Here is a 21,556-nt window from a genome sequence, read left to right on the forward strand (position 1 = left end):
CCGCCGTCCACCGCCGCGATCAACCGCTCACGCAAATCCAGGGAAAGAGGTGCTGTCATGCGGGCTGGCCTCCTTCACCAGCCCACATCTTGAATCAGATTTCAGCCTCGGTGGGAATCCCCCTTCGATTCCGGCCGACCGGAAAATGCTCTAGCCCTGTCGTACTGGATCACCCTTGCCCTGGCGGTGCCAGCGGCGGCGTTCGTGGTGCGGATCTTCATCATCCAGCACGATTGCGGTCACGGGTCGTTCTTTCACTCTCACCGCGCGAACACCATTCTCGGTCTGGCAAGCAGCCTGATCACCCTGACGCCTTACTTCAGTTGGCGCCGCCAGCATGCCGGTCATCATGCCAATTGGAACAACCTCGATCACCGGCTCAGCGGGCTGGACATCTACTCCAGCTGCCTCACGGTCCGCGAGTACGAACGCCTGCCTCGGGCAAGGCGACTGGCGTACCGCCTGACCCGGCACCCGATGGTCTCCTTCATTGTCATCCCGCCTCTTGTCTTCCTGGTGCTCTACCGGTTTCCGTTCGACGCGCCCCGCTCCTGGCGTCGGGAGCGGCTGGGCGTGCACATGACCAATCTGGCACTGGTCGGTGTGGTGGTGATCCTCGGCCTTGCCCTGGGTTTCCGAAACGTTCTGATGGTCCACCTGCCGATCATGGTGATCGCCTCGATCATCGGTGTCTGGCTCTTTTCGCTTCAGCATCGCTTCGAGCACACGCTTTGGGCCAGGCAGGCGGATTGGCGTTTCATGGACGCCTCCCTCCGGGGCACGTCGTACCTGAAGTTGCCAAAGCCTCTTCAATGGTTCACCGGAAACATCGGCTTCCATCATGTCCACCACCTCAGTCCCCGCGTGCCCAACTACCGCCTGGAGGAGTGCCACAACAAGAGTCCCTTGCTCCGCACCGCGCCGACATTGACGCTGCTCAGCGGGCTCAAGGCAACGACCTGCGCATTGTGGGACGAAGACGAGAAAAAGATGGTCGGCTTTCCTGCATGCCGCCGGCAGTCGAAGCAAGCCGGGGCGGCTTAATGAAAACAGAACAGGGATGAACCTTATGCGCTCCTGGCTGGCGGCTCACCGAACGCAAGGGTTCGAACGTGCGGTGTGATACGACGTTTCTCGTCCTGTTTCGACGGCTCAGCCGAACAGGGAGCGATGGAGCGCGACGGCGTCCGCGCCGCCCGGAAAAGGAAGCCGGCCGGTGGGGATGGCCCGTTGACAGTCCCGAGGACCGGACGATCGATAGCCGGGCGTCCGGATTTGTTTTCCAACTGCCCAGCGCGGGCCGGTGCGGGTACGCTGGTGTCGGAGCGTCCGCGCCAATCGGGTGCGGGCGCGGGTGTTGGCGCGCGGCCGGCGGCCGGCGGAAAGGGATGTGGACGGGATGGGGCCGACGTTGCCGATGCGTCCGATCGACGCCGTCCTCCTCGACATGGACGGGACGATCCTGAATTCGATCGCCTCGGCCGAGCGCATCTGGCGGGCCTGGGCGGAGCGGCATGGCGTCGACGGCGAGGCCCTGCTGCCGACGATCCACGGCGTCCAGGCGGTCGAAACGATCCGAAGGCTGGGGCTGCCCGGCGTCGATCCGGACTCCGAGGCCGCCGCGATCACGAAGGCGGAGATCGACGACGCCGACGGGGTCGAGGCGATCGCCGGGGCGGCCGCGTTCCTCCACGCCCTGCCGCCGGGGCGGTGGGGGATCGTCACCTCGGCGCCCCGGGAGCTCGCCGTGCGCCGGATCGCGGCGGCCGGTCTGCCCGCCCCGCCGCTCCTGGTCACGGCCGAGGACGTGGCGCGCGGGAAGCCGTTTCCCGACGGCTTCCAGCGCGCCGCCGAACGGCTCGGCACGACCGCGGACCGATGCCTCGTGCTGGAGGATTCGGCGGCCGGGATCGCCGCCGCCGAACGCGCCGGGGCGATGGTGCTGGTGGTCACCGCGACCCACCATCGGCCGATCGCGCTCACCCATCCCGCGATCGTGGACTATCGCGACCTCGTCCTCGAGCGGTCGCCGGACGGCGCCACGTCGATCCGCCACGGGCGGGAAGGCGTCGGTCCGTCGCCCCCGCTGGGCTGCGTGCTGCGCGCGGCCGCTCCGCCCGGGCCGGGGCGGTCCTGAGCAGGGTTCCCGAGCTCCGCCCCCCCATGGGCGGGCTCGGACACCACGCAAAACCATCGGGTCCGCAGGTTGCGCCGGGCCGGACGCCGCCCGACGGCTTGGTGATCGGGGCGGGCACGGCCACGCCGTTGGCCCGGGCGAATTGGCCGTGCTTGGCCGGAGCAGCGCGATCGCGTCGCTCAGCGGATCCATTCCGGGCGATCCATGCTCAGGTCGGGGGCGCCGCCCGCCGCGGCATCCGGCCGGTCCGCCGCCGTCCCCGTCCGACCCGGCGCCGGCGTCGGGCGCGGCCGCCTCCGCGCTGCCGGACACTCTCCCCGGTGGCGCCGGCCGGATCGAGGACAAACCGTCCGCGGTGCCGCGCGTCCGTGGCGTGCTTGCAATTCGCGGCGGGGGCTGCATAGTGGGCGCCGATGGTGCCTCCGGGCCGGGTGGTCCGGGGGAACAGGGAACGCGGTGAGGTCGTCCGACCGAGGCCGCGGCTGCCCCCGCAACTGTGTGCGGCGAGCCCCTCTCTCTCCACAACGCCACTGGCCCGCTCGGGCCGGGAAGGCCGGAGGGCGGGCGACGACCCGCGAGCCAGGAAACCTGCCATCGCCAATCCATCCATCCCGCCGGGTGTGGCGGAGAGCAGGAGCCCGTCCATGTCGAACGCCGCCTTTCCGCCGGCCGTCGCCCCGCCGGCCATTCGATCCAAGGTCCCCGCCACCATCGTCACCGGCTTCCTCGGCGCCGGCAAGACGACCCTGATCCGCAGCCTGCTGGAGCAGGCCGGCGGCCGCCGCCTGGCGCTGATCGTCAACGAGTTCGGCGACGTCGGGGTCGACGGCGAGATCCTGCGCGCCTGCGGCATCGAAGGCTGCCGCGACGACGACGTGATCGAGCTGGCCAACGGCTGCCTGTGCTGCACCGTGGCCGACGACTTCGTGCCGGCCATCGAGGCCCTGCTGGGCCGCGCCGACCCGCCCGAGCACATCATCATCGAGACCTCCGGCCTCGCCCTGCCCAAGCCCCTGGTCAAGGCCTTCCAGTGGCCGGCGATCCGCACCCGGGTCACCGTCGACGGGGTGGTCACGGTGGTCGACGCCGCCGCCGCGGCGCAGGGGCGGTTCGCCCCCGACCCCGCCGCGCTCGCCGCCCAGCGCGCGGCCACCGGCACCGTCGACCACGAGACCCCGATCGAGGAGGTGTTCGAGGACCAGCTCCTGTGCGCCGACCTCATCGTCGTCACCAAGACCGACCTGGTGGACGCCGACGCCCTGGGCCGGGTGGAGGCGCTGATCCGCGCCGCGCTGCCCCGCCCGGCCAAGCTGGTCCACGCCGGCGGCGGGCGGGCCGACCCGCGGGTGCTGCTGGGCCTCGGCGCGGCGGCCGAGGACGATCTGGACGGCCGCCCCAGCCACCACGACGCCGAGGACGGCCACGACCACGACGACTTCACCAGCTTCGTCGTCGCCCTGGCGCCCCAGCCGGACGCGGAGGCCCTGGCCTTGCGCCTGCGCGGCGTCGCCGCCGCCCACGGGGTGCTGCGCCTCAAGGGGTTCGTGGAGGTCCCGGGCAAGCCCATGCGGCTGCTGGTGCAGGGCGTCGGTGCCCGCCTGGAGGTGCGGTTCGACCGCCTGTGGCGGGCCGGCGAGCCGCGCGACGGCCGGCTGGTGGTGATCGCCGAGACCGGCATCGACCGGGCGGCGGTGGAGGCGGCACTCGCCGGCTGACCGATGCACCTGCTCGCCGCACGCCAGGACGACCTGGACGCCGGGCCGCAGGCGGTGGACCTCGCCCACAGCCCGGCGGACCTGGTCGTCCTCTCCTTCTCCGACAGCGATCTCGGCGCCCTGGCCGCGGCGTGGGCGGCCGGCCGCGACCGCCTGCCCACCCTGCGCCTCGCCAACCTCGGCGCCCTCGGCCACCCCCTGTCCGTCGACCTCTACGTCGAGCGGGTGGTCCGCCACGCCCGCCTGGTGGTGCTGCGCCTGATGGGCGGTGCGGGGTACTGGCGCTACGGGCTGGAGACGGTGGCGGCGGCGTGCCGCGAGGCGGGCCTGCCCCTCGCGGTGCTGCCCGGCGACGCCCGCGCGGATCCGGGGCTGGAGGGCTACGGCACCCTGCCCGGCCCCGAGGCCCGGCGCCTGCACCGCTACTTCTCCGAGGGCGGGCCGGCCAACATGGCGAACCTGCTGGCCTGCGCCGCCACCCTGGCCGGCCGGCCGCTGCCCTTCGCCCAGCCGGCGCCGGTGCCGCGCTTCGGCGTCCACGACGGCTGGCGCCCCGCCGCCCCCGCCTCCGCCCCCGTCCCCAAAGCCGAAGCCGAAGCCGGCGTCCCCGGCGCCGATGCGCCGGCGGCGGCGCTGGTGTTCTACCGCGCCTACCTTCAGGCCGGCGACCTCGCCCCGGTCCACGCCCTGGCCGATGCGATGGCCCAGCGCGGCCTGGCCCCCCGCCTCTACCACGTCTCCTCCCTGAAGGAGCCGGACGCCGCCGCCTGGATGGCCCGCACCCTGCGGGCGCTGCGGCCGGCGGTGGTGGTCAACGCCACCGGCTTCTCGGCCCGCCCGGGGGACGGCGGGGCCTCGCCCCTCGACGCCGCCGGAGTCCCGGTGCTGCAAGTGGTGCTGTCGACCGGGCGGGAGGAGGCGTGGCGCGATTCCGTCCGCGGGCTCGGCCCCGCCGACCTCGCCATGAACGTGGTGCTGCCGGAGATGGACGGGCGCATCCTCGCCGGGGCGGTCGCCTTCAAGGCCCCGCTGGACGTCGATCCGGCCCTCGAATACGCCGAGATCGCCAGCCGGCCGATCGCCGACCGCGTCGCCGCCGCCGCCGACCGCGCGGCCGCCTGGGTGCGGCTGGCGCGCACACCGCGCGCCGACCGCCGCCTCGCCCTGGTTCTCTCCGACTATCCCGGCGGCGGCGGCGTCGGCCGCGCGGTGGGGCTCGACACCCCGGCCAGCGTGCTGGGCATCCTGGAAACCCTGGCCGGGGCGGGCTACACCGTCACCTCCCCGCCGGCCGATGGCGCCACGCTGATGGGCTGCCTGACCGGGGGACCGGCGACGGCGGCGCTGAGCCTTGCCGACTACCGCCGCCTCGCCCCCCGCGACGCGCGGGCGCGCATCGCCGCCGTCTGGGGGGACGAGGCGGCCGACCCGCTGGCCGCCGGCGGCGCCTTCCGCTTCCGCACCGTCCCCTGCGGCCACGTCGCGGTGGCGGTGCAGCCCAGCCGCGGCCACGGCCCCCTCACCACCGCCCAGCACCACGACCCGGCCACCCCGCCCAGCCATTCCTACCTCGCCTTCTATCTCTGGCTGCGGCACGCCCTGGGCGTCCACGCCGTCGTCCAGGTCGGCGCCCACGGCACCCTGGAGTGGCTGCCGGGCAAGGCGGTGGCGCTGTCGGCGGGGTGCTGGCCGGAGATCGTCGGCGGGCCCCTGCCCTGCCTCTATCCGTTCATCGTCAACAACCCGGGCGAGGGGGTGCAGGCGCGCCGCCGCCTCGGCGCGGTGCTGGTCGGCCATCTCACCCCGCCGCCGGCCCAGGCCGGGCTGCACGGGCCGCTGGAGGAGCTGGAGCAGGCGATCGACGAGTACGCTCTGGCCGACGGGCTCGACCCGCGCCGGATGGGCGTGCTGCGCGACACCATCCTCGACCTCGCCTGGCGCTCCGGGGTGGCGGCGGACTGCGCCCTGCGGCCCGACGACGACGACGACACCGTGCTGACCCGCCTCGACGCCCATCTCTGCGACATCAAGGAGATGCAGATCCGCGACGGGCTCCACGTCTTCGGCGCGGCCCCCGCGGCCGAGGCGCGGGCCCGGCTGCTGGCGGCGGTCGCCCGCTTTCCGCGGCGCCGCGGCGCGGGCGCCGACGCCGCCCTGCCGCGGGCCCTGGCCGAGGATCTCGGGCTGCCCACCGGCACCCTGTTCACCGCCGACCCCGGCGCGCGCTGGGACGGCCCGGCCCTGCCCGACGCCCGCTGCCGCACCGTCGGCGACGTGCGCGCCGCCCTCGACGCCCTGGCGGTGGAGCTGGTGGCGGGCACCCGCCCGTGCCCGCCGGCGTGGGCCGCCACCGCCGCCGTCCTCGCCGCCGTGGCGGCGGAGCTGGGCCCGGCGGTCGACGGCTGCGCGGCGGCGGAGACGGCGGCCCTGCTGGCCGGGCTGGACGGCCGCTTCGTCGCCCCCGGCCCCGGCGGCTCCCCGGCGCGCGGGCGCGCCGACGCCCTGCCGACGGGGCGCAACCTGTTCGCCCTGGATCCCCGCGCCGTGCCGACGCCGGCCGCGTGGACGCTGGGCTGGCGTGCGGCCGACGCCCTGCTGGCCCGCCACCTGCAGGACCACGGCGAGTGGCCGCGCCGTCTGGTGGTCGACGCCTGGGGCACGCCGGCCATGCGCACCGGCGGCGACGAACTGGCCCAGGCCCTGGCGCTGCTGGGCGTGCGCCCGGTGTGGGAGGGCGGCTCGGGCCGCGTCACCGGGATCGAGATCATGCCGGCCGCGGTGCTGGGGCGCCCGCGGGTCGACGTCACCCTGCGCATCTCCGGCCTGTTCCGCGACGTCTTTCCCCAGCAGATCGCGCTGTTCGACCAGGCCGCCCGCGCCGTCGCCGCGCTCGACGAGGGGGACGACGTCAACCCGCTGGCCGCCGCGGTGCGGCAGGAAACGGCCGAGCTGGCGGCCGGTGGCCAGGACGCCGCGGCGGCGCGGCGCGACGCCGGCGCCCGCGTCTTCGGCGCGGCGCCGGGTGGCTACGGCACCGCGCTGTCCGACATGGTGGCGCGCGGCGACTGGCGCGACCGGGCGTCGTTCGGCACCGCCTACCTGGACGGCGGCTGCCACGCCTACGGTGCCGGGCTGGACGGGGTGGCCCTGCCGGCCCGGTTCCGGCGCCGCGTCGGCTCCGCCGACGCGCTGGTCCACCACCAGGACCAGCGCGAGTCCGACGTGCTGTCCCAGGACGACTACTACCAGTTCGAGGGCGGCTTCTCGGCCGCCGCGTCGCTGGACGACGCCGACCCCGCCCTCTACCACCTCGACAGCGCCGAGCCGGAGCGGGTCACCGTCCGCACCCTGGGCGAGGAGATCGCCCGCACCCTGCGCGGCCGGGCCGTCAACCCGCGCTGGATCGCCGGCATGATGCGCCATGGCCACCGGGGCGCCGCGGAAATGGCGGTGACGGCCGACACCCTGCTGGCCTTCGCCGCGACGACCCGGGCGGTGGGCGACCATCATTTCGACGCCCTGCACGGCGCCTATGTGGAGGATGCGGCGGTGTGGGGCTTCCTCAGCGAGGCCAACCCCGCGGCCGCGGCCCACATCCTCGACCGCCTGGAGGAGGCGCTGGCGCGCGGCCTCTGGCACCCCCGGCGCAACGCCACCCCGGTGGAGCTGCGCCAGCGCAAGGAATCCCTGTCATGAGCGCCACCCCGGTCCCTGGCGCCCCGGTCCGCGCCAACCCGCCGCGCCGGCGCGGCGCCTGCCCCGGCGTGCTGGCGCCGATGGCGGTGGCCGACGGCCTGCTGGTGCGGGTGCGGGTGCCGGCCGGCGTGCTGCCGGCCGGGGCGGCCCGTGGCATCGCCGCGCTGGCCGACAGCCACGGCAACGGCCGCATCGATCTCAGCCACCGCGGCAACCTGCAGATCCGCGGCGTGCCGCCCGCCGCCATGCCGGCGCTGACGGCGGCGCTCGCCGGGCTCGGCTACGTCGCCGCCGACACCGCCAGCGAGGCGGTGCGCAACGTCCTGGCCAGCCCGACCGCCGGGCTGGACGGCGACGCGGTGCTGGATGTGCGGCCCTGCGCGCTCGCCCTCGACGCGCGGCTGGCCTCCGACCCGGCCCTGCACCGCCTGCCGCCCAAGTTCGGCTTCGTGGTGGACGGCGGCGGCCGCGGCCATCTCGCCGACGCCCGCACCGATCTGCGCTTCGACGCCGTCGCGACGCCCCAGGGGCCGCGCCTGCGGGTCGCCGCCGGCGGCGCCCTGGGCGACGCCGCGGCACTGGGCCTGTGCACGCCCGCCGCGGTGGCAGCGGTCGGCGCCGGCGCCGCCCTCGCCTTCCTGGAGCTGCGCGCCACCCTGGCCGAGCCGCCGCGGCGCATGGCCGGGCTGGTCGCGGCGGTCGGCGCCGCCGCGCTGCGCGCCCGGGTGCCCGGCCTCGAGCCGTTGGCCGCCACCGCCCCGCCGCCGCGCGGGCCGCGGGCGGTGCTGGGCGTGCAGCCCGGCTGGCTGGGCGTCGCCTTTCCGTTCGGCCGACTCGACGCCGCCGCTCTCGACGCGCTGGCCCGGCTGGCCGACGCCGCCGGCGCCGGAGAGCTGCGCCTCACCCCCTGGCGGGCCCTGCTGCTGGCCGGCGCCGGGGCGGAGGCCGCGGCCGCCGCGCGGACCGCCGGGGGCATCATCGACCCCGCCGACCCGCGCCTGGCGCTCACCGCGTGCAGCGGCGCCGGCGGCTGCGACGTCGGCACCACCGACACCCACGCCGACGCCCTGGCGCTGTGCGCCGCCGCCCCGGCCCTGGTGGGCGCCGGCGCGGCGATCCACGTCTCCGGCTGCGCCAAGGGCTGCGCCCACCCCGCCGCCGCCCCGCTGACCCTGACCGCCCGCGACGGGCTCTACGACGTCGCCGTGCAGGCGGCGCCGGGCGCCACGCCGCTGCGCCCCGGCCTGTCCCCGGCCGGGGCGGTGGCGGTGGTGGCGGCGCTGGAGCGCCTCTGCCTCGCCCGCCGCCACGGCGCGGAACCCCTGGCGGCCACCCTGGCCCGCCTCGCCCCCGACCTCGACCGCCTGCTGACCGCGGAGGACCGTCCCGTTGCCTGAGCCGCCCTACGACTACATCCGGGACGGGGCGGCCATCTACCGCCGGTCCTTCGCCATCATCCGCGCCGAGGCCGACCTGTCCGCCCTGCCCGACGACCTGAAGCCGGTCGCGGTGCGCATCATCCACGCCTGCGGCATGGTCGAGGTGGCGGGCGACCTGATGTTCTCCGCCGATGTCGCCGCCGCGGCGCGGGCCGCGCTGGCGGCCGGCGCGCCGGTGCTGTGCGACAGCGCGATGGTGGCCCACGGGGTCACCCGCGCCCGCCTGCCCGCTGACAACCCGGTGCTCTGCACCCTGCGGGACCCGGCGGTGCCGGGGCTGGCGCAAGAGATCGGCAACACCCGCTCCGCCGCCGCGCTGGAGCTGTGGCGGCCGCACCTGGCGGGGGCGGTGGTGGCGGTGGGCAACGCGCCGACCGCGCTGTTCCGGCTGCTGGAGATGCTGGACGAGGGGGCGCCGCGACCGGCCGCCATCCTCGGCTTCCCCGTCGGCTTCGTCGGTGCGGCGGAGAGCAAGGAGGCGCTGGCCAGCCACGGCGCCACCATACCCTATCTGGCCGTGCGCGGCCGGCGCGGCGGCAGCGCCATGGCGGCCGCCGCGGTCAACGCGTTGGCGAGCGAGGCGGAATGAGCATCACCCCACCCCCCGGCACCTTCTACGGCATCGGCACCGGGCCGGGCGATCCCGAGCTGATGACCCTGAAGGCCGTGCGCCTGCTGCGCGCCTGCCCCGTCGTCGCCTATTTCTGCAAGCGCGGCGGCCGCGGCCACGCCCGGCGCATCGCCGGGGACGTCCTGACGGCCGAGCATGTGGAGCTGCCGCTGGTCTACCCGGTGACCACCGAGCTGCCGATCGACCATCCCGACTACGGCCGGCAGATCGAGGCGTTCTTCGACCGCTCCGCCGAGGCGATCGCCGGCCATCTCGCGGCCGGCCGCTCGGTGGTGGCGCTGAACGAGGGCGATCCGTTCTTCTACGGCTCGTTCATGCACCTGTTCCTGCGTCTGGCCCCGCGCTTCCCGGTGGAGGTGGTGCCCGGCGTCACCTCCATGGCCGGCTGCGCGGCGCTGCTGCCGTCGCCGCTGACCATGCGCGACGACGTGCTGTCGATCATCCCCGGCACGCTCGACGAGGCGGCGCTGGAGACGGCGCTGCGCGCCGCCGACGCCGCGGTGGTGATGAAGCTGGGCCACAACCTGCCCAAGGTGCGCCGCGCCGTGGCCGCGGCCGGGCTGGCGGAGCGCGCCTGGTACGTGGAGCGCGGCACCATGAGCGAGCAGCGGGTGGTGCGGCTGGCCGAGGCGCCGGAGGACGGCGCCCCCTACTTCTCGATGGTGCTGGTCCCCGGCCGCGGGGAGCGGCGGTGAGCGGCGGCGCGCCGGCCGGCTGGCTGGCCGTCGTCGGGCTGGGGCCGGGCCCCGTGGACTGGCTGACGCCGGAGGCCCGGCGGGAGCTGGATGCGGCGACCGATCTGGTCGGCTACGGCCCCTACCTGGACCGGGTCGGGCCGGGACCCCAGCTGCGCCACGGCTCCGACAACCGGGAGGAGCTGGCGCGCGCCCGCCTCGCCCTCGACCTCGCCGCCGCGGGCAGGCGCGTGGCGGTGGTGTCGGGCGGGGATCCCGGCGTGTTCGCCATGGCCGCCGCGGTGTTCGAGGCGCTCGACGGCGGTGGTGGCGGTGCCGTCGAGCCCGCGTGGCGGGCGGTGGACGTGCGGGTGTGCCCCGGCGTCTCGGCCATGCAGGCGGCGGCGGCGCGGGCCGGCGCGCCGCTCGGCCATGATTTCTGCGCGATCTCCCTGTCGGACAACCTGAAGCCGTGGGAGGTGGTGGTGCGCCGCCTGCGCCTGGCCGCCGAGGCCGACTTCGTCATCGCCCTCTACAACCCGGTGTCGCGGGCCCGGCCCTGGCAGCTCGCCGCCGCCTTCGACGCGCTGCGCGCGGTGCGCGCGCCGGACACGCCGGTGATCCTCGGCCGGGCGGTCGGGCGGCCCGACGAGCGGCTGGCCATCGCCACCCTGGCCACCGTGGACGCGGCGGACGCCGACATGCGCACGGTGGTGATCGTCGGCGCCTCGCACACCCGCGTGGTGGCGCGCGACGGCGCGCCGCCCTGGGTCTACACGCCGCGCAGCTACCGCGCCGGGGCGTGACCGTGCGCCGCCGCCCGCTCCTCCAGCCAGGCCAGCGCCGCGTCCGCCGTGTGGACCTCCGGGGCGGTGCCGGCCGGCGGCCGTTCCACCATGACCACCGGGATGCCGCGCCGGCGCGCCGCCTCCAGCTTGGCCGCGGTGGCGCCGCCGCCGCTGTTCTTGCTGACCACCACGTCGATGGCGTGGGCGTCCATCAGGGCGGCCTCGCCGGCCACGTCGAAGGGACCGCGGGCCAGCACGACGGTGCAGCGCGGCAGGGGCGGCGGGGGATCCGGCGGGTCGACGGCGCGGACCAGATAGGCCTTCTCCGGCGCCGCGGCGAAGGGGGCCAGCTCCTGCCGGCCGATGGTCAGGAACACCCGCTCGCCCAGCGGCCCCAGGGCGGCGGCGGCGGCGGCCATGTCGGCAACGCCCAGCCAGCGGTCGCCCGGCCCCGCCGTCCAGGCCGGGCGCCGCAGCACCAGCAGCGGCACCCCGGCCCGGGCGCACGCCGCCTCGGCGTTGGCGGAGATGCGCGCGGCGAAGGGATGGGTGGCGTCGACCACCGCGCCGACCGCGGCGCCCGCGAGATGCGCGGCGAGGCCGTCGCTGCCGCCGAAGCCGCCGATGCGGGTCGGCAGGGGCGGCAGCACCGGCCGGGCGGTGCGCCCGGCCAGGGACACGGTGGCGGCGAGGACGGGGTGGCCCACCAGCGCGCGGGCCAGCGCCGTGGCCTCGGTGGTGCCGCCGAGGATGAGGACCTTCATGGCTGGACCGCTGGGGCTCGTCGGGGGGCGCCATGACTAGCACATCCGCCGCCGCCGCGCAGCGCTGGCTGTCCGTCGTCGGCATCGGCGAGGACGGCTGGGACGGCCTGGCCCCCGCCGCCCGCGCCCTGGTCGCGGGGGCGGAGCTGGTGGTCGGCGGCCGGCGCCACCTGGCGCTGGCGCCGCCCCCGCCGCCGGGGCAGGAGCGGCTGGCCTGGCCGTCGCCGCTGGCCGAGGCGATCCCCGCCCTGCTGGCCCGGCGCGGCCGGCCGGTCTGCGTGCTGGCCAGCGGGGATCCGTCCTGGTTCGGCGTCGCCGCCACCCTCGCCCGGGTGGTGCCGGGGGGCGAGATGCGGGTGGTGCCGGGGGCCTCGGCCTTCAGCCTCGCCGCCGCCCGGCTGGGCTGGCCGCTCCAGGACACGGTGTGCCTGTCGGTGCACGGCCGGCCGGCCGAGCTGGTGATCCCCCACCTCCAGCCGGGCGCCCGACTGCTGGCGCTGAGCTGGGACGGCACCAGCCCGGCACGGGTGGCGGCGCTGCTGTGCCGGCGGGGCTTCGGCGCCTCCCGCCTGGTGGCGCTGGAGCATCTTGGCGGCACGCCCGAGCGGGTGGTCGAGGGCCGCGCCGACGCCTGGACCGAGGACCGCACGGCCGACCTCAACACGCTGGCCATCGCCTGCGTCGCCGACCCCGGCGCCCGCGTGCTGCCGCGCAGCCCCGGCCTGCCCGACGACTGGTTCGACCACGACGGGCAGATCACCAAGCGGGAGGTGCGGGCGCTGACCCTGTCCCTGCTGGCGCCGCGCCGCGGCGAGCGGCTGTGGGACGTCGGCTCCGGCTCCGGCTCGGTCGCCGTGGAATGGCTGCTGGCCGACCCGGCCAACCGGGCGGTCGCCGTGGAGGCGCGGGCCGACCGCGCCGGCCGCATCGCCGGCAACGCCGCCGCCTTCGGCGTGCCGGGGCTCGACGTGGTGAGCGGCCCCGCCCCGGCGGCGCTCGACGGGCTGGCGCCGCCCGACGCCGTGTTCATCGGCGGCGGGCTCACCGTGCCCGGGGTGGTGGAGCGCTGCTGGGACGCCCTGCCGTCCGGCGGCCGGCTGTGCGCCAACGCGGTGACGGTGGAGGGCGAGGCGGTGCTGGCCGGCTGGACCCGCCGGGTCGGCGGCAGCCTGACCCGTGCCGCCCTCAGCCGGGCCGAGCCGCTGGGCGGCTTCCTCGGCTGGCGGCCGCTGTCGCCGGTCACCCTGTGGCGGGCCGACAAGCCATGATCGCCGCCGGGGTGGGCTGCCGCAGCGGCGTCGCGGCCGCCGATGTCGTGGCGCTGGTGGAGCGTGCCTTCGCCGCCGCCGGGCTCGACGCCGGCCAGCGGCGCGACGCCGTCCTCGTCACCCTGGACACCCGGGCCGGTGAGCCCGGCCTGGTGGAGGCGGCGGAGCGCCTCGGCCTGCCGCTGCGCCCGCTGCCCCACGCCGCCCTCGCCGCCGTCGCCGACCGCGCCCTCACCCGTTCGCCCCGCGTCGCCGCCGCCGTCGGCCTGCCCTCGGTGGCGGAGACCGCGGCCCTGGCCGGGGCCGGCCCCGGCGCCCGCCTGCTGCTGCCCCGCATCGCCTCGGCCCGCGCCACCTGCGCGCTGGCCCAGCCGGAGACCCCGACATGACCGTCCACTTCATCGGCGCCGGCCCCGGCGCGCCCGACCTGCTGACCATCCGTGGCCGCGACCTCATCGCCGCCTGCCCGGTCTGCCTCTACGCCGGCTCCCTGGTGCCGCGCGAGGTGCTGGCCCACGCCCCGCCCGGGGCGCGGGTGATCGACACCGCGCCGATGACCCTGGACGGGATCGTCGCCGAGTTCGTGCGCGCCGAGGACGCCGGCCAGGACGTCGCCCGCCTCCACTCCGGCGACCTCTCGGTCTACAGCGCCATCGGCGAGCAGACCCGGCGCCTGCGCGACCTGGGCATCCCCTACACCCTGACCCCCGGCGTGCCGGCCTTCGCCGCGGCGGCCGCGGCGCTGGGGCGCGAGCTGACCCTGCCGGAGGTGGGGCAGAGCCTGGTGCTGACCCGCACCGCGGGCCGCGCCTCGGCCATGCCGGCCAACGAGACGCTGGAGGCGTTCGGCGCGTCCGGGGCCACCCTGGCCATCCACCTGTCGGTCCACGTCCTGGACCGGGTGGTCACGCGCCTGACCCCGTTCTACGGCGCGGACTGTCCGGCCGCCGTGGTCTATCGCGCGTCCTGGCCCGACGAGCGGGCGGTCACCGGCACCCTGGCGTCCATCGCCGAGCGGGTCGCCGCGGCGCCCATGGAGCGCACCGCGCTGATCCTGGTCGGCCGGGTGCTGGGGACGGAGGATTTCCGGTGCAGCGCCCTCTACGACGGGGCGCACGCCCGGCGCTACCGCGGGATGGGGTCGTGAGCGGGGCCGCGCCAGCCGGCCACCCCGGCGACCGCGCCGGCGCGGTCGACCGCCACCACCTCCACCGCCACCGGCGCGCCGTCCAGCACGTCCAGCGCCACCCCCTGGGCCAGCGCCGCCACCCGGTCGCCCAGGGGCAGGCCGGCGTCGCCGGCCAGACCCAGCACCTGGGCGGCGGTGTTGGCCTCGCGCGCCGCGGCGACCAGCGCCGCCCCGGCGCCGAGCTCCGCCAGCCGCCCGGCCAGCCAGCCGAGATCGACCGCGCTGCGCTTGGAATGGAGGTCGAGGTGCCCCTGGGCCAGCTTGCCCAGCTTGGCGAAGCCGCCGGCCAGGGTCAGCCGTGCCACGGGGTGGCGGCGCAGGTACTTCAGCGTGCCGCCGGCGAAATCGCCCATGTCGATCAGCGCGGTGTCCGGCAGCCCGTGGCGGCGCACCGCCGCGGCCTCCGACGTCGCCCCGGTGCAGGCGGCGACGTGGCCCAGCCCGGCGGCGCGGGCCACGTCCACCCCGCGGTGGATGGAGGCGATCCAGGCGCTGCACGAATAGGGCACGACGATCCCCGTGGTGCCCAGGATCGACAGGCCGCCGAGGATGCCGAGGCGGGCGTTCATGGTCCGCTTGGCCAGAACCTCGCCGCCGGGGATGGAGACCTCGACCTCGAGGTCGGCGGGGCGGCCGGCCAGCGCCGCCTCGGCCGCCACGGCCTGGCGGATCATCGCCCGCGGCACCGGGTTGATGGCCGGTTCCCCCACCGCCAGCGGCAGCCCCGGCCGGGTCACCGTGCCCACGCCTTCACCGGCGCGGAAGGCGACGCCGCTTCCCGGCGGGCCGGGGCGGACCCGGGCGCGGATCTCGGCACCGTGGGTCACGTCGGGGTCGTCGCCGGCGTCCTTGACCACGCCGGCCGCCGCCCAGCCGTCGCCCCGCGCGCTCCACGACAGGGCGAAGGACGGCGTCTGGCCGCCCGGCAGGGTCACCGTGACCGCGTCCGGGAAGGCGCCGGTGAACAGGGCGCGCGCCGCCGCGCCCGCCGCCGCGCTGGCGCAGGCGCCCGTCGTCCAGCCATGGCGCAGCGGCCGCATGCCGCCGGTCGGATCTGAGGCTTCCGTCATGACCACCGCTCCGTCGCTCGCGACCGAAGGTCTACGGCACCCCGGCGCCGTTGGGAAGACGCCGCGCGGCCTGATCGTCGCCGCCCCCGCCTCGGGCTCGGGCAAGACGACGCTGACCCTGGGCCTGCTGGCGGCGCTGCGGGCCCGCGGCGTGTCCGTCGCCGCGGCCAAGGTTGGCCCCGACTACATCGACCCCGCTTTCCACGCCGCCGCCACCGGCCGGCCCGGGGTGAACCTGGACAGCTGGGCGATGGCACCGGTCCTGCTCGACTCCCTGGCGGCCGGCGCCGGGGCGGGGGCGGAGCTGGTGGTGTGCGAGGGGGTGATGGGGCTGTTCGACGGGGCGCCGGAGCCGGGGCTCGCCGGCGACGGATCGACCGCCGACATCGCCGCTCGGACCGGCTGGCCGGTGCTGCTGGTGCTCAACCTGCGCGGCCAGTCGCAGTCGGCGGCGGCCCTGGTCCGCGGTTTCGTCCTGCACCGGCCGGGCGTGCGGATCGCCGGGGTGGTGCTCAACAACGTCGGCAGCCCGCGCCACCGCGCCATGGTCGAGCGCGCCATCGCCGGCGTCGGCGTGGCGGTGCTCGGCGCCCTGCCCCGCGACTCCGGCCTTGCCCTGCCGGAGCGCCACCTCGGCCTGGTCCAGGCGCGGGAGACCGCCGACCTCGCGGCGCGGCTGCGGGCGCTCGGCCAGGCCGTGGAGGCCCATGTGGACGTGGCCGCGGTGGTGGCGCTGGCCGGGCCGGGCCGGCCGGGCGATGGCGACGGCGGGGCCGCCGCCCTCCTGCCGCCGCCGGGCCAGCGGGTGGCGGTGGCCCGCGACGACGCCTTCGCCTTCGCCTACCCCCATGTGCTCGATGGCTGGCGGCGCGCCGGGGCGTCGCTGCACCCCTTCTCGCCGCTGGCCGACGAGCCACCGCCCGCCGGCTGCGACGCCGTGTACCTGCCCGGAGGCTATCCCGAGCTGCACGCCGGCCGGCTCGCCGCCGCCGCCGCCTTCCGCGACGGGCTGCACCGCGCCGCCGCCGCCGGCCACCCGGTGTACGGGGAGTGCGGCGGTTTCATGGCGCTGGGGGAGAGCCTGGAGGACGCCGGCGGCACCGTCCACGCCATGGCCGGGCTGCTCGGCGTGCGCACCTCCTTCGCCCGGCGCCGCCTCCACCTCGGCTACCGCCGCGCCGTGCTGTGCGCCGGCGGGCCGCTGGGGCCGGCCGGCGCCGCCTTCACCGGGCACGAGTTCCACTACGCCAGCGTCGTCGATCCCGGCGGCGACCCCGCCCTGTTCGCCGCCGCCGCCGCCGACGGCGCCGGCCTCGGCCCGGTCGGTGGCCGGCGCGGCTCCGTGTGCGGCTCCTTCGTCCATCTCATCGCCAGGGCGACGCTGCAAGCGGACTGACCTCTGGTCCATCGCGCCGCCCAAGGGGCCGGATCCCGGCGCCCTTCCCGCCCTCCGGTGGTCGGCAACCGGGATTCGTCCGCACGGCGATCAGGCTTTGGCGAAGGCCAGGAGGTCGGGGTTGATCACCTCGGGATGGGTCGCGAACAGCCCATGCGACAGACCCGGATAGACCTTCAGCGTGCCGTTCGACAGCAGCTTGATCGCCTTGTGCGCCGAGTTCGCGATCGGCACGATCTGGTCGTCGCCGCCGTGGACGAGCAGGACCGGGATGGTCAGCGCCGTCAAGTCCTCGGTGAAGTCGGTTTCCGAGAACGCCTTGATGCAGTCGTACTGCGCCTTGGCGCCGCCCGCCATGCCCTGACGCCACCAGTTGTCGATCAGACCCTGGCTGACGGTCGCCCCCTCCCGGTTGAAGCCGTAGAACGGCCCCGAGGGGACATCGCGGAAGAACTGCGCCCGGTTGCCGACCAGCGCAGCGCGGAAGCCGTCGAAGACCTCCAGCGGGATGCCGTCGGGGTTGGCGGCCGACTTCACCATGACCGGGGGGACCGCGCCGATCAGCACGGCCTTGGCGATGCGGCCGGCTTCGGCCCGGGCGGCGTAATGGGCCACCTCGCCGCCACCGGTGGAATGGCCGATATGGACCGCGTTCGTGAGGTCCAGCGCCCGGGCCAGCTCGATCACGTCGCTGGCGTAGGTGTCCATGTCGTTGCCGGTGTCGGTCTGGTCCGAACGGCCATGGCCGCGCCGGTCATGGGCGATGACGCGGTAGCCTTGCGCGAGGAAGCAGAGCATCTGGTTGTCCCAGTCGTCGCCGGACAGCGGCCAGCCGTGGTGGAAAACGACGGGCTGTGCGTCGCGCGGGCCCCAGTCCTTGTAGAAGATGCTGGTGCCGTCCTGGGTCTTGATCGCCGCCATGGTGATGTCTCCTTCGGTTTGTGCGGTTGTCGCGCGGTGCAGGATGGGAAGGCCAGCGACGGGGCTCCGATCGCGACGCGTGTGCGTCCGGCCCGGTTTCCCGTCATCGGTGCCGCTTCCAGTGTGGACACGTTACGCCTCGGGGTGCAGGAATGCGCGTGGCGAAAATGCTAATCATCGGGGCAAAACGGACAATGTCGCAGAATCCTGGGGTGGTGGCCGAAATCGGCCTGCTTCGCTACCCGGACTGCCAGCTGGCGGCGGTCTACGGGCTCACCGACCTCTTCCGTATTGCCGGTGAGTGGGCGGGCGACGAGCCGCGCACCATCCGCGTCTCGCACTGGGAGGCGACGGATGACGGTGTCACGTGCATCTGGGACAGCCATCCCGGCGCGCCTCACCGGCTGACCCATGCGATCGCCCCGCCCAGCATCGTCATGCCCGAACACATGGCCGCCACGCCGGCCGCGGCACGCTGGCTGCGCGACCAGCATGCGGCTGGCACGACACTCTGTTCCGTCTGCGCAGGGGCCTTCGTCCTGGCGGAAACCGGGCTGATCGACGGGCGCCGCGTCACGACCCACTGGGCCTTTGCCAGGCAGTTGGCGCAACGCTTTCCGAAGGTGCATCTGGCCGAGGATCACATGGTTCTGGACGACGGCGACATCATGACCGCCGGGGGCATCCTCGCCTGGGCCGATCTGGGCCTGACCCTGGTGGGCCGCCTGCTCGGCCCTGCGACCATGCTGGCGACCGCGCGTTTCCTGCTGGTCGAGCCGCCGCGTCACAGCCAGCGCCCCTTTGCCCAGTTCGTGGCCCGCCTCGACCACCGGGACGACGCGATCCGGCAAAGCCAGCATCACATCCATGCCCATGCCGCGAGCGTGCACGGCGTGGCCGATCTGGCGATGGCCGCGGGGATGACGGCACGCACCTTCCTTCGCCGGTTCCGCGCGGCAACCGGCTTTACGCCGGTCGAGTATCTTCAGCAGGTCCGCGTCGCCAAGGCACGCCAGGCGCTGGAACGGACACTGACGCCGGTCGACCGCATCGCCTGGGATGTCGGCTATTCGGACCCGGCCGCGTTCCGCAAGCTGTTCCAGAAGCTGACCGGCCTGCCGCCCGGCGCCTATCGAAAGCAGTTCGGCGTCGCGATGGACGGGCACCAGACGACCGAGGTGCCTGGAGCATCCGTCCGGCGCTGATCCTACCCCGCCGCGACCAGCCGGCCGTCGCGCAGGTGGAGGGTGCGGGTGGCGACGCGGTCGCGGAAGGCGGCGTCGTGGGAGACCACGATCATCGCCTGGGGCAGCGCGTTCAGGATCGCCACCACCCGTTCGGTCGTCGCCTCGTCCAGGGCGTTGGTCGGCTCGTCCAGTAGCAGCACGTCGGGCTCCATGGCCAGCACGGCGGCCAGGGTCACCAGGCGCTTCTCGCCGCCCGACAGCTTGTGGGTGACGCGGTCGCGCAGCCGGGCCAGGCCCAGGCGGTCCAGCACCGCCTCGACGATCGCCGCCGCCTCGGCCCGGGACCGGCCCATGTTGAGCGGCCCGAAGGCGACGTCCTCCAGCACCGTCGGGCAGAACAGCTGGTCGTCGGGGTCCTGGAACACCAGGCCGGCGCGACAACGCACCTCATGGAAATCGGCCTCGCCGCGCCGCTCGGCGCCGAAGGCGACGATGCGCCCGGCCGCCGGGCGCAGCAGCCCGACCACCAGGTGCAGCAGGGTGCTCTTGCCCGCCCCGTTGGGGCCGACGATGCACAGCCGCTCGCCCGCGGCCAGGGTCAGGTCGACCCCATCGAGCACCACCGGCTGGCCGGGATAGCCGAAGCGCAGGCCCGAGAGGTCAAGAAACGGCGCCATGGAGACCATCCAGGGTGAGCAGGGCGAGGCAGGCGAGCGCCACCAGGCCGGCGAACACGGCGTCGCGCCGCCCCAGGTGGAGGTCGTCGAGGAGCGGGATGGTCCCGGAAAAGCCGCGGCATTTCATGGCCGCGAGGATGCGCTCGGAGCGTTCCAGGGCGCGCACCAGCATCATGCCCACCAGATAGCCGAAGCTGCGCAAGGTGTGGAGCGAGTTGGCGGGGCGGAAGCCGCGGGTGCGCATGGCCGTGCGCAGGCGCCGGTACTCCTGGTGCAGAACGTCGATGTAGCGCACCGTGAACAGCAGCAGGTGCACCAGGTTGACCGGCACCCGCAGCCGGTGCAGCGCGTGGCCCAGCGTGACCGGCGACATGGAGCCGACCAGGGCCATCAGCGCCAGCACCACGGCGTTGGCCTTCAGCGCGATCTCCACGCCGCGGACCAGCCCCTGCCACGACGCGCTCACCCCCCACACGGTGAGGATGGGGTCGCCCGGCACCGTGAAGGGCAGCATCAGCAGGATGAAGACGATGAAGGCGTCCATCGCCGCCATGCGCCGCAGCGTCGCCGCCGCCGGCAGCCGGGCCAGCAGCATCGCCGCCAGCGCCAGCCCGAGGGCGAGCGCCAGCACCGGCAGGGCGGAGCAGGCGACCACCGCCACGGCGAACGCGGTGGCGGCGAGAATGCGCACCCGCGGGTCGATGCGGCGGACGACGCCGTCCGCGGCCACCGGGTCGAGGCCGCGCCACTCCGGCCGCTCGGACGAGACGACGTGGCCCACCTCAGGTCCTCCCCAGACGGCGGCGCGCCGCCAGATAGAACCCGACCCCGAACAGGCCGGCGATGTAGCCGAGCCCGCCCAGCACCGATTGCAGGTCGGTCTTCTCCTTGTAGGCGGCCAGCTCGCGGCGCAGCGGCACGATCTCCCGCCGCACCGCCTCGGCGATCGCCGCCCGCTGCTCCTCGCCCAGCGGCGCAGCGGCGGCCGCGCCAGGCGCGGTCGCGGGTGCGGTGGCAGCAGCCGGGGCGGCACCCGCCGCGGCGCCCGGCAGCTCCGCGGCGTCCATGTGGATCTCGACGACGTGGCCGGCGCCGAGGTCGGCGCGAAAGACGTGGGTGACGCGCCCGACGGGGGTGAAGGTGAAGAAGCCGTCGGCGTCCGTCCGGGTCTCGCCCAGCTTGGCGCCGGTCCCGTCGAAGACCTCGACCAGGGCATCGGCGGCGGTGTCACCGTTGGAGAAGCCCACCTCGCCCTCGATCACCGTGGTTCCCGCGTAGACCGCGGCGACCACCTTGTGGGCCGCGGCCGGCGCCGGCGCCCCCAGCACGGCGGCGGCAAGGGCCAGCGTGGCAAGCAGCCTAGACATGACGGTCCTCCCATGCGGGGCGCGACGCCAGGGCGTCGAACAGCTCCGGCTTCACCTTGCGCGCCAGCAGCACCGCGGCCGCGGTCAGAAGCGACTCGATGATCATGACGGGAATGTGCGCAAAGAACACCAGCTTGGCGGCGGCCACGAAGGCGTCGCCCGACAGGGCCAGCGAGAGGGCGACGAAGGCGGCGGTCAGGGCGATGGAGAGGCCGCCGCCGACCGCGCCCCACACCGCCGCGCCGGCCGGGGAGGCGGCGGCCACCCCCCTGCGGCACGTGACGTGGACGATGACCGCCGGCAGGGCGATGTTCACGGCATTGACGCCGAGCACCGTCAGCCCGCCGAATCCGAAGAACACCGCCTGCAGAAGCAACCCCACGAACAGGGCCGGGAAGGCGGCCCAGCCGAGCACCAGCCCGGCCAGGCCGTTCATGATCAGGTGCACGCTGGACGGCCCCAGCGGCACGTGCACCAGGGAGGCCACGAAGAAAGTGGCGCTCAGCACCCCGGCCGCCGGGATCTTCTCCATCGGCAGGGAGCGCAGGCCGTAGCCGACGCCCGCCACCGCCAGCGCGGCGCCGCCGATCACCACCTGCGCCGACAGCGCTCCGTCCACGATGTGCATGGCCGTGCT

Annotated in this window: 20 protein-coding genes and 1 riboswitch; of the genes, 13 read left to right on the forward strand and 7 right to left on the reverse strand. The window is 75.7% G+C overall.

The annotated features are described in order from the left end of the window. Nucleotides 1-168: 168 nt before the first annotated feature. The 8 genes from AC6H2I_RS25550 to cobJ all read left to right on the forward strand — a co-directional run bounded on the left by AC6H2I_RS25550 (nt 169) and on the right by cobJ (nt 11,098). Entirely contained in the window at nt 169-1,044 is an 876-nt protein-coding gene (locus AC6H2I_RS25550; protein ID WP_497503639.1) for a fatty acid desaturase, read from the forward strand. A gap of 355 nt (nt 1,045-1,399) precedes the next feature. Next, entirely contained in the window at nt 1,400-2,137 is a 738-nt protein-coding gene (locus tag AC6H2I_RS25555; protein ID WP_497503587.1) for an HAD-IA family hydrolase, read from the forward strand. A gap of 397 nt (nt 2,138-2,534) precedes the next feature. After that, nucleotides 2,535-2,747: riboswitch (cobalamin riboswitch) on the forward strand. Between the two features lie 34 nt (nt 2,748-2,781). After that, the gene (gene cobW, locus AC6H2I_RS25560) at nt 2,782-3,852 is read left to right on the forward strand and encodes a cobalamin biosynthesis protein CobW (protein WP_497503588.1); all 1,071 of its coding nucleotides are present in this window, start codon (nt 2,782-2,784) and stop codon (nt 3,850-3,852) included. A 3-nt stretch (nt 3,853-3,855) separates the two neighbouring features. Continuing rightward, nucleotides 3,856-7,548 carry a cobaltochelatase subunit CobN gene (gene cobN / locus AC6H2I_RS25565; protein WP_497503589.1) on the forward strand — a complete coding sequence of 1,231 codons (3,693 nt, stop codon included), beginning with the start codon at nt 3,856-3,858 and terminating at the stop codon, nt 7,546-7,548. Next, nucleotides 7,545-8,945, forward strand: a complete 1,401-nt coding sequence (gene cobG / locus AC6H2I_RS25570) for a precorrin-3B synthase (RefSeq protein ID WP_497503590.1) — start codon at nt 7,545-7,547, stop codon at nt 8,943-8,945. Before cobN ends, cobG begins: the two co-directional genes overlap by 4 nt. Beyond that, nucleotides 8,938-9,576 carry a precorrin-8X methylmutase gene (locus AC6H2I_RS25575; protein ID WP_497503591.1) on the forward strand — a complete coding sequence of 213 codons (639 nt, stop codon included), beginning with the start codon at nt 8,938-8,940 and terminating at the stop codon, nt 9,574-9,576. Before cobG ends, AC6H2I_RS25575 begins: the two co-directional genes overlap by 8 nt. Beyond that, nucleotides 9,573-10,313, forward strand: coding sequence for a precorrin-2 C(20)-methyltransferase (locus AC6H2I_RS25580; protein WP_497503592.1), 741 nt, complete (start codon nt 9,573-9,575; stop codon nt 10,311-10,313). Before AC6H2I_RS25575 ends, AC6H2I_RS25580 begins: the two co-directional genes overlap by 4 nt. After that, nucleotides 10,310-11,098, forward strand: a complete 789-nt coding sequence (gene cobJ / locus AC6H2I_RS25585) for a precorrin-3B C(17)-methyltransferase (RefSeq protein ID WP_497503593.1) — start codon at nt 10,310-10,312, stop codon at nt 11,096-11,098. The genes AC6H2I_RS25580 and cobJ overlap by 4 nt, the downstream gene beginning before the upstream one ends. Here the strand turns inward: cobJ and AC6H2I_RS25590 are convergent. Next, a complete protein-coding gene (locus AC6H2I_RS25590; protein WP_497503594.1) occupies nt 11,080-11,844 on the reverse strand; it encodes a cobalt-precorrin-6A reductase in 765 nt (254 codons plus the stop codon). The genes cobJ and AC6H2I_RS25590 overlap by 19 nt on opposite strands. 32 nt (nt 11,845-11,876) lie before the next feature. On the opposite strand from AC6H2I_RS25590, the gene cbiE reads away from it, so the two are divergent. The 3 genes from cbiE to cobM are packed head-to-tail and all read left to right on the forward strand — an operon-like array spanning nt 11,877 to nt 14,259. Next, nucleotides 11,877-13,112, forward strand: a complete 1,236-nt coding sequence (gene cbiE, locus AC6H2I_RS25595) for a precorrin-6y C5,15-methyltransferase (decarboxylating) subunit CbiE (protein ID WP_497503596.1) — start codon at nt 11,877-11,879, stop codon at nt 13,110-13,112. Next, nucleotides 13,109-13,501, forward strand: a complete 393-nt coding sequence (locus AC6H2I_RS25600) for a cobalamin biosynthesis protein (RefSeq protein ID WP_497503597.1) — start codon at nt 13,109-13,111, stop codon at nt 13,499-13,501. The genes cbiE and AC6H2I_RS25600 overlap by 4 nt, the downstream gene beginning before the upstream one ends. Further along, complete coding sequence (gene cobM, locus AC6H2I_RS25605; RefSeq protein WP_497503598.1) at nt 13,498-14,259, forward strand: precorrin-4 C(11)-methyltransferase; 762 nt, start codon at nt 13,498-13,500, stop codon at nt 14,257-14,259. The genes AC6H2I_RS25600 and cobM overlap by 4 nt, the downstream gene beginning before the upstream one ends. Here cobM and AC6H2I_RS25610 read toward each other — a convergent pair. Next, the gene (locus AC6H2I_RS25610) at nt 14,238-15,371 is read right to left on the reverse strand and encodes a cobalt-precorrin-5B (C(1))-methyltransferase (protein ID WP_497503599.1); all 1,134 of its coding nucleotides are present in this window, start codon (nt 15,369-15,371) and stop codon (nt 14,238-14,240) included. The two genes, cobM and AC6H2I_RS25610, sit on opposite strands and share 22 nt — an antisense overlap. On the opposite strand from AC6H2I_RS25610, the gene AC6H2I_RS25615 reads away from it, so the two are divergent. Further along, complete coding sequence (locus AC6H2I_RS25615) at nt 15,370-16,767, forward strand: cobyrinic acid a,c-diamide synthase CobB (protein ID WP_497503600.1); 1,398 nt, start codon at nt 15,370-15,372, stop codon at nt 16,765-16,767. The genes AC6H2I_RS25610 and AC6H2I_RS25615 overlap by 2 nt on opposite strands. A gap of 90 nt (nt 16,768-16,857) precedes the next feature. Here the strand turns inward: AC6H2I_RS25615 and AC6H2I_RS25620 are convergent, their stop codons facing one another. Next, nucleotides 16,858-17,688, reverse strand: a complete 831-nt coding sequence (locus AC6H2I_RS25620) for an alpha/beta fold hydrolase (RefSeq protein WP_497503601.1) — start codon at nt 17,686-17,688, stop codon at nt 16,858-16,860. A gap of 152 nt (nt 17,689-17,840) precedes the next feature. On the opposite strand from AC6H2I_RS25620, the gene AC6H2I_RS25625 reads away from it, so the two are divergent. Beyond that, nucleotides 17,841-18,893: a GlxA family transcriptional regulator gene (locus tag AC6H2I_RS25625; protein ID WP_497503602.1), complete on the forward strand. Its 1,053-nt coding sequence runs from the start codon at nt 17,841-17,843 to the stop codon at nt 18,891-18,893. 2 nt (nt 18,894-18,895) lie between these two features. Here AC6H2I_RS25625 and AC6H2I_RS25630 read toward each other — a convergent pair whose 3' ends face one another. From AC6H2I_RS25630 to cbiM, 4 genes are read right to left on the reverse strand one after another with little or no spacing between them, the layout of a single operon-like run. Further along, nucleotides 18,896-19,552: an energy-coupling factor ABC transporter ATP-binding protein gene (locus AC6H2I_RS25630; protein ID WP_497503603.1), complete on the reverse strand. Its 657-nt coding sequence runs from the start codon at nt 19,550-19,552 to the stop codon at nt 18,896-18,898. Then, a complete protein-coding gene (gene cbiQ, locus AC6H2I_RS25635; RefSeq protein ID WP_497503604.1) occupies nt 19,536-20,333 on the reverse strand; it encodes a cobalt ECF transporter T component CbiQ in 798 nt (265 codons plus the stop codon). The genes AC6H2I_RS25630 and cbiQ overlap by 17 nt, the downstream gene beginning before the upstream one ends. Nucleotide 20,334: 1 nt before the next feature. Next, complete coding sequence (locus AC6H2I_RS25640) at nt 20,335-20,919, reverse strand: NikL family nickel/cobalt ECF transporter subunit (protein WP_497503605.1); 585 nt, start codon at nt 20,917-20,919, stop codon at nt 20,335-20,337. Continuing rightward, nucleotides 20,912-21,547, reverse strand: coding sequence for a cobalt transporter CbiM (gene cbiM, locus AC6H2I_RS25645; RefSeq protein WP_497503606.1), 636 nt, complete (start codon nt 21,545-21,547; stop codon nt 20,912-20,914). The genes AC6H2I_RS25640 and cbiM overlap by 8 nt, the downstream gene beginning before the upstream one ends. Nucleotides 21,548-21,556 lie beyond the last annotated feature (9 nt).

It is taken from the genome of Azospirillum sp. NS33, from assembly GCF_059703765.1.

Bases quoted from the DNA above. Each gene is read 5' to 3' on its own strand.
- AC6H2I_RS25555 (WP_497503587.1), top strand. From the start codon at position 1,400: ATGGGGCCGACGTTGCCGATGCGTCCGATCGACGCCGTCCTCCTCGAC.
- cobW (WP_497503588.1), top strand. From the start codon at position 2,782: ATGTCGAACGCCGCCTTTCCGCCGGCCGTCGCCCCGCCGGCCATTCGA.
- cobN (WP_497503589.1), top strand. From the start codon at position 3,856: ATGCACCTGCTCGCCGCACGCCAGGACGACCTGGACGCCGGGCCGCAG.
- cobG (WP_497503590.1), top strand. From the start codon at position 7,545: ATGAGCGCCACCCCGGTCCCTGGCGCCCCGGTCCGCGCCAACCCGCCG.
- AC6H2I_RS25580 (WP_497503592.1), top strand. From the start codon at position 9,573: ATGAGCATCACCCCACCCCCCGGCACCTTCTACGGCATCGGCACCGGG.
- AC6H2I_RS25590 (WP_497503594.1), bottom strand. From the start codon at position 11,844: ATGAAGGTCCTCATCCTCGGCGGCACCACCGAGGCCACGGCGCTGGCC.
- cbiE (WP_497503596.1), top strand. From the start codon at position 11,877: ATGACTAGCACATCCGCCGCCGCCGCGCAGCGCTGGCTGTCCGTCGTC.
- AC6H2I_RS25600 (WP_497503597.1), top strand. From the start codon at position 13,109: ATGATCGCCGCCGGGGTGGGCTGCCGCAGCGGCGTCGCGGCCGCCGAT.
- cobM (WP_497503598.1), top strand. From the start codon at position 13,498: ATGACCGTCCACTTCATCGGCGCCGGCCCCGGCGCGCCCGACCTGCTG.
- AC6H2I_RS25615 (WP_497503600.1), top strand. From the start codon at position 15,370: ATGACCACCGCTCCGTCGCTCGCGACCGAAGGTCTACGGCACCCCGGC.
- AC6H2I_RS25610 (WP_497503599.1), bottom strand. From the start codon at position 15,371: ATGACGGAAGCCTCAGATCCGACCGGCGGCATGCGGCCGCTGCGCCAT.
- AC6H2I_RS25620 (WP_497503601.1), bottom strand. From the start codon at position 17,688: ATGGCGGCGATCAAGACCCAGGACGGCACCAGCATCTTCTACAAGGAC.
- AC6H2I_RS25625 (WP_497503602.1), top strand. From the start codon at position 17,841: ATGCGCGTGGCGAAAATGCTAATCATCGGGGCAAAACGGACAATGTCG.
- AC6H2I_RS25630 (WP_497503603.1), bottom strand. From the start codon at position 19,552: ATGGCGCCGTTTCTTGACCTCTCGGGCCTGCGCTTCGGCTATCCCGGC.
- AC6H2I_RS25640 (WP_497503605.1), bottom strand. From the start codon at position 20,919: ATGTCTAGGCTGCTTGCCACGCTGGCCCTTGCCGCCGCCGTGCTGGGG.
- cbiM (WP_497503606.1), bottom strand. From the start codon at position 21,547: ATGCACATCGTGGACGGAGCGCTGTCGGCGCAGGTGGTGATCGGCGGC.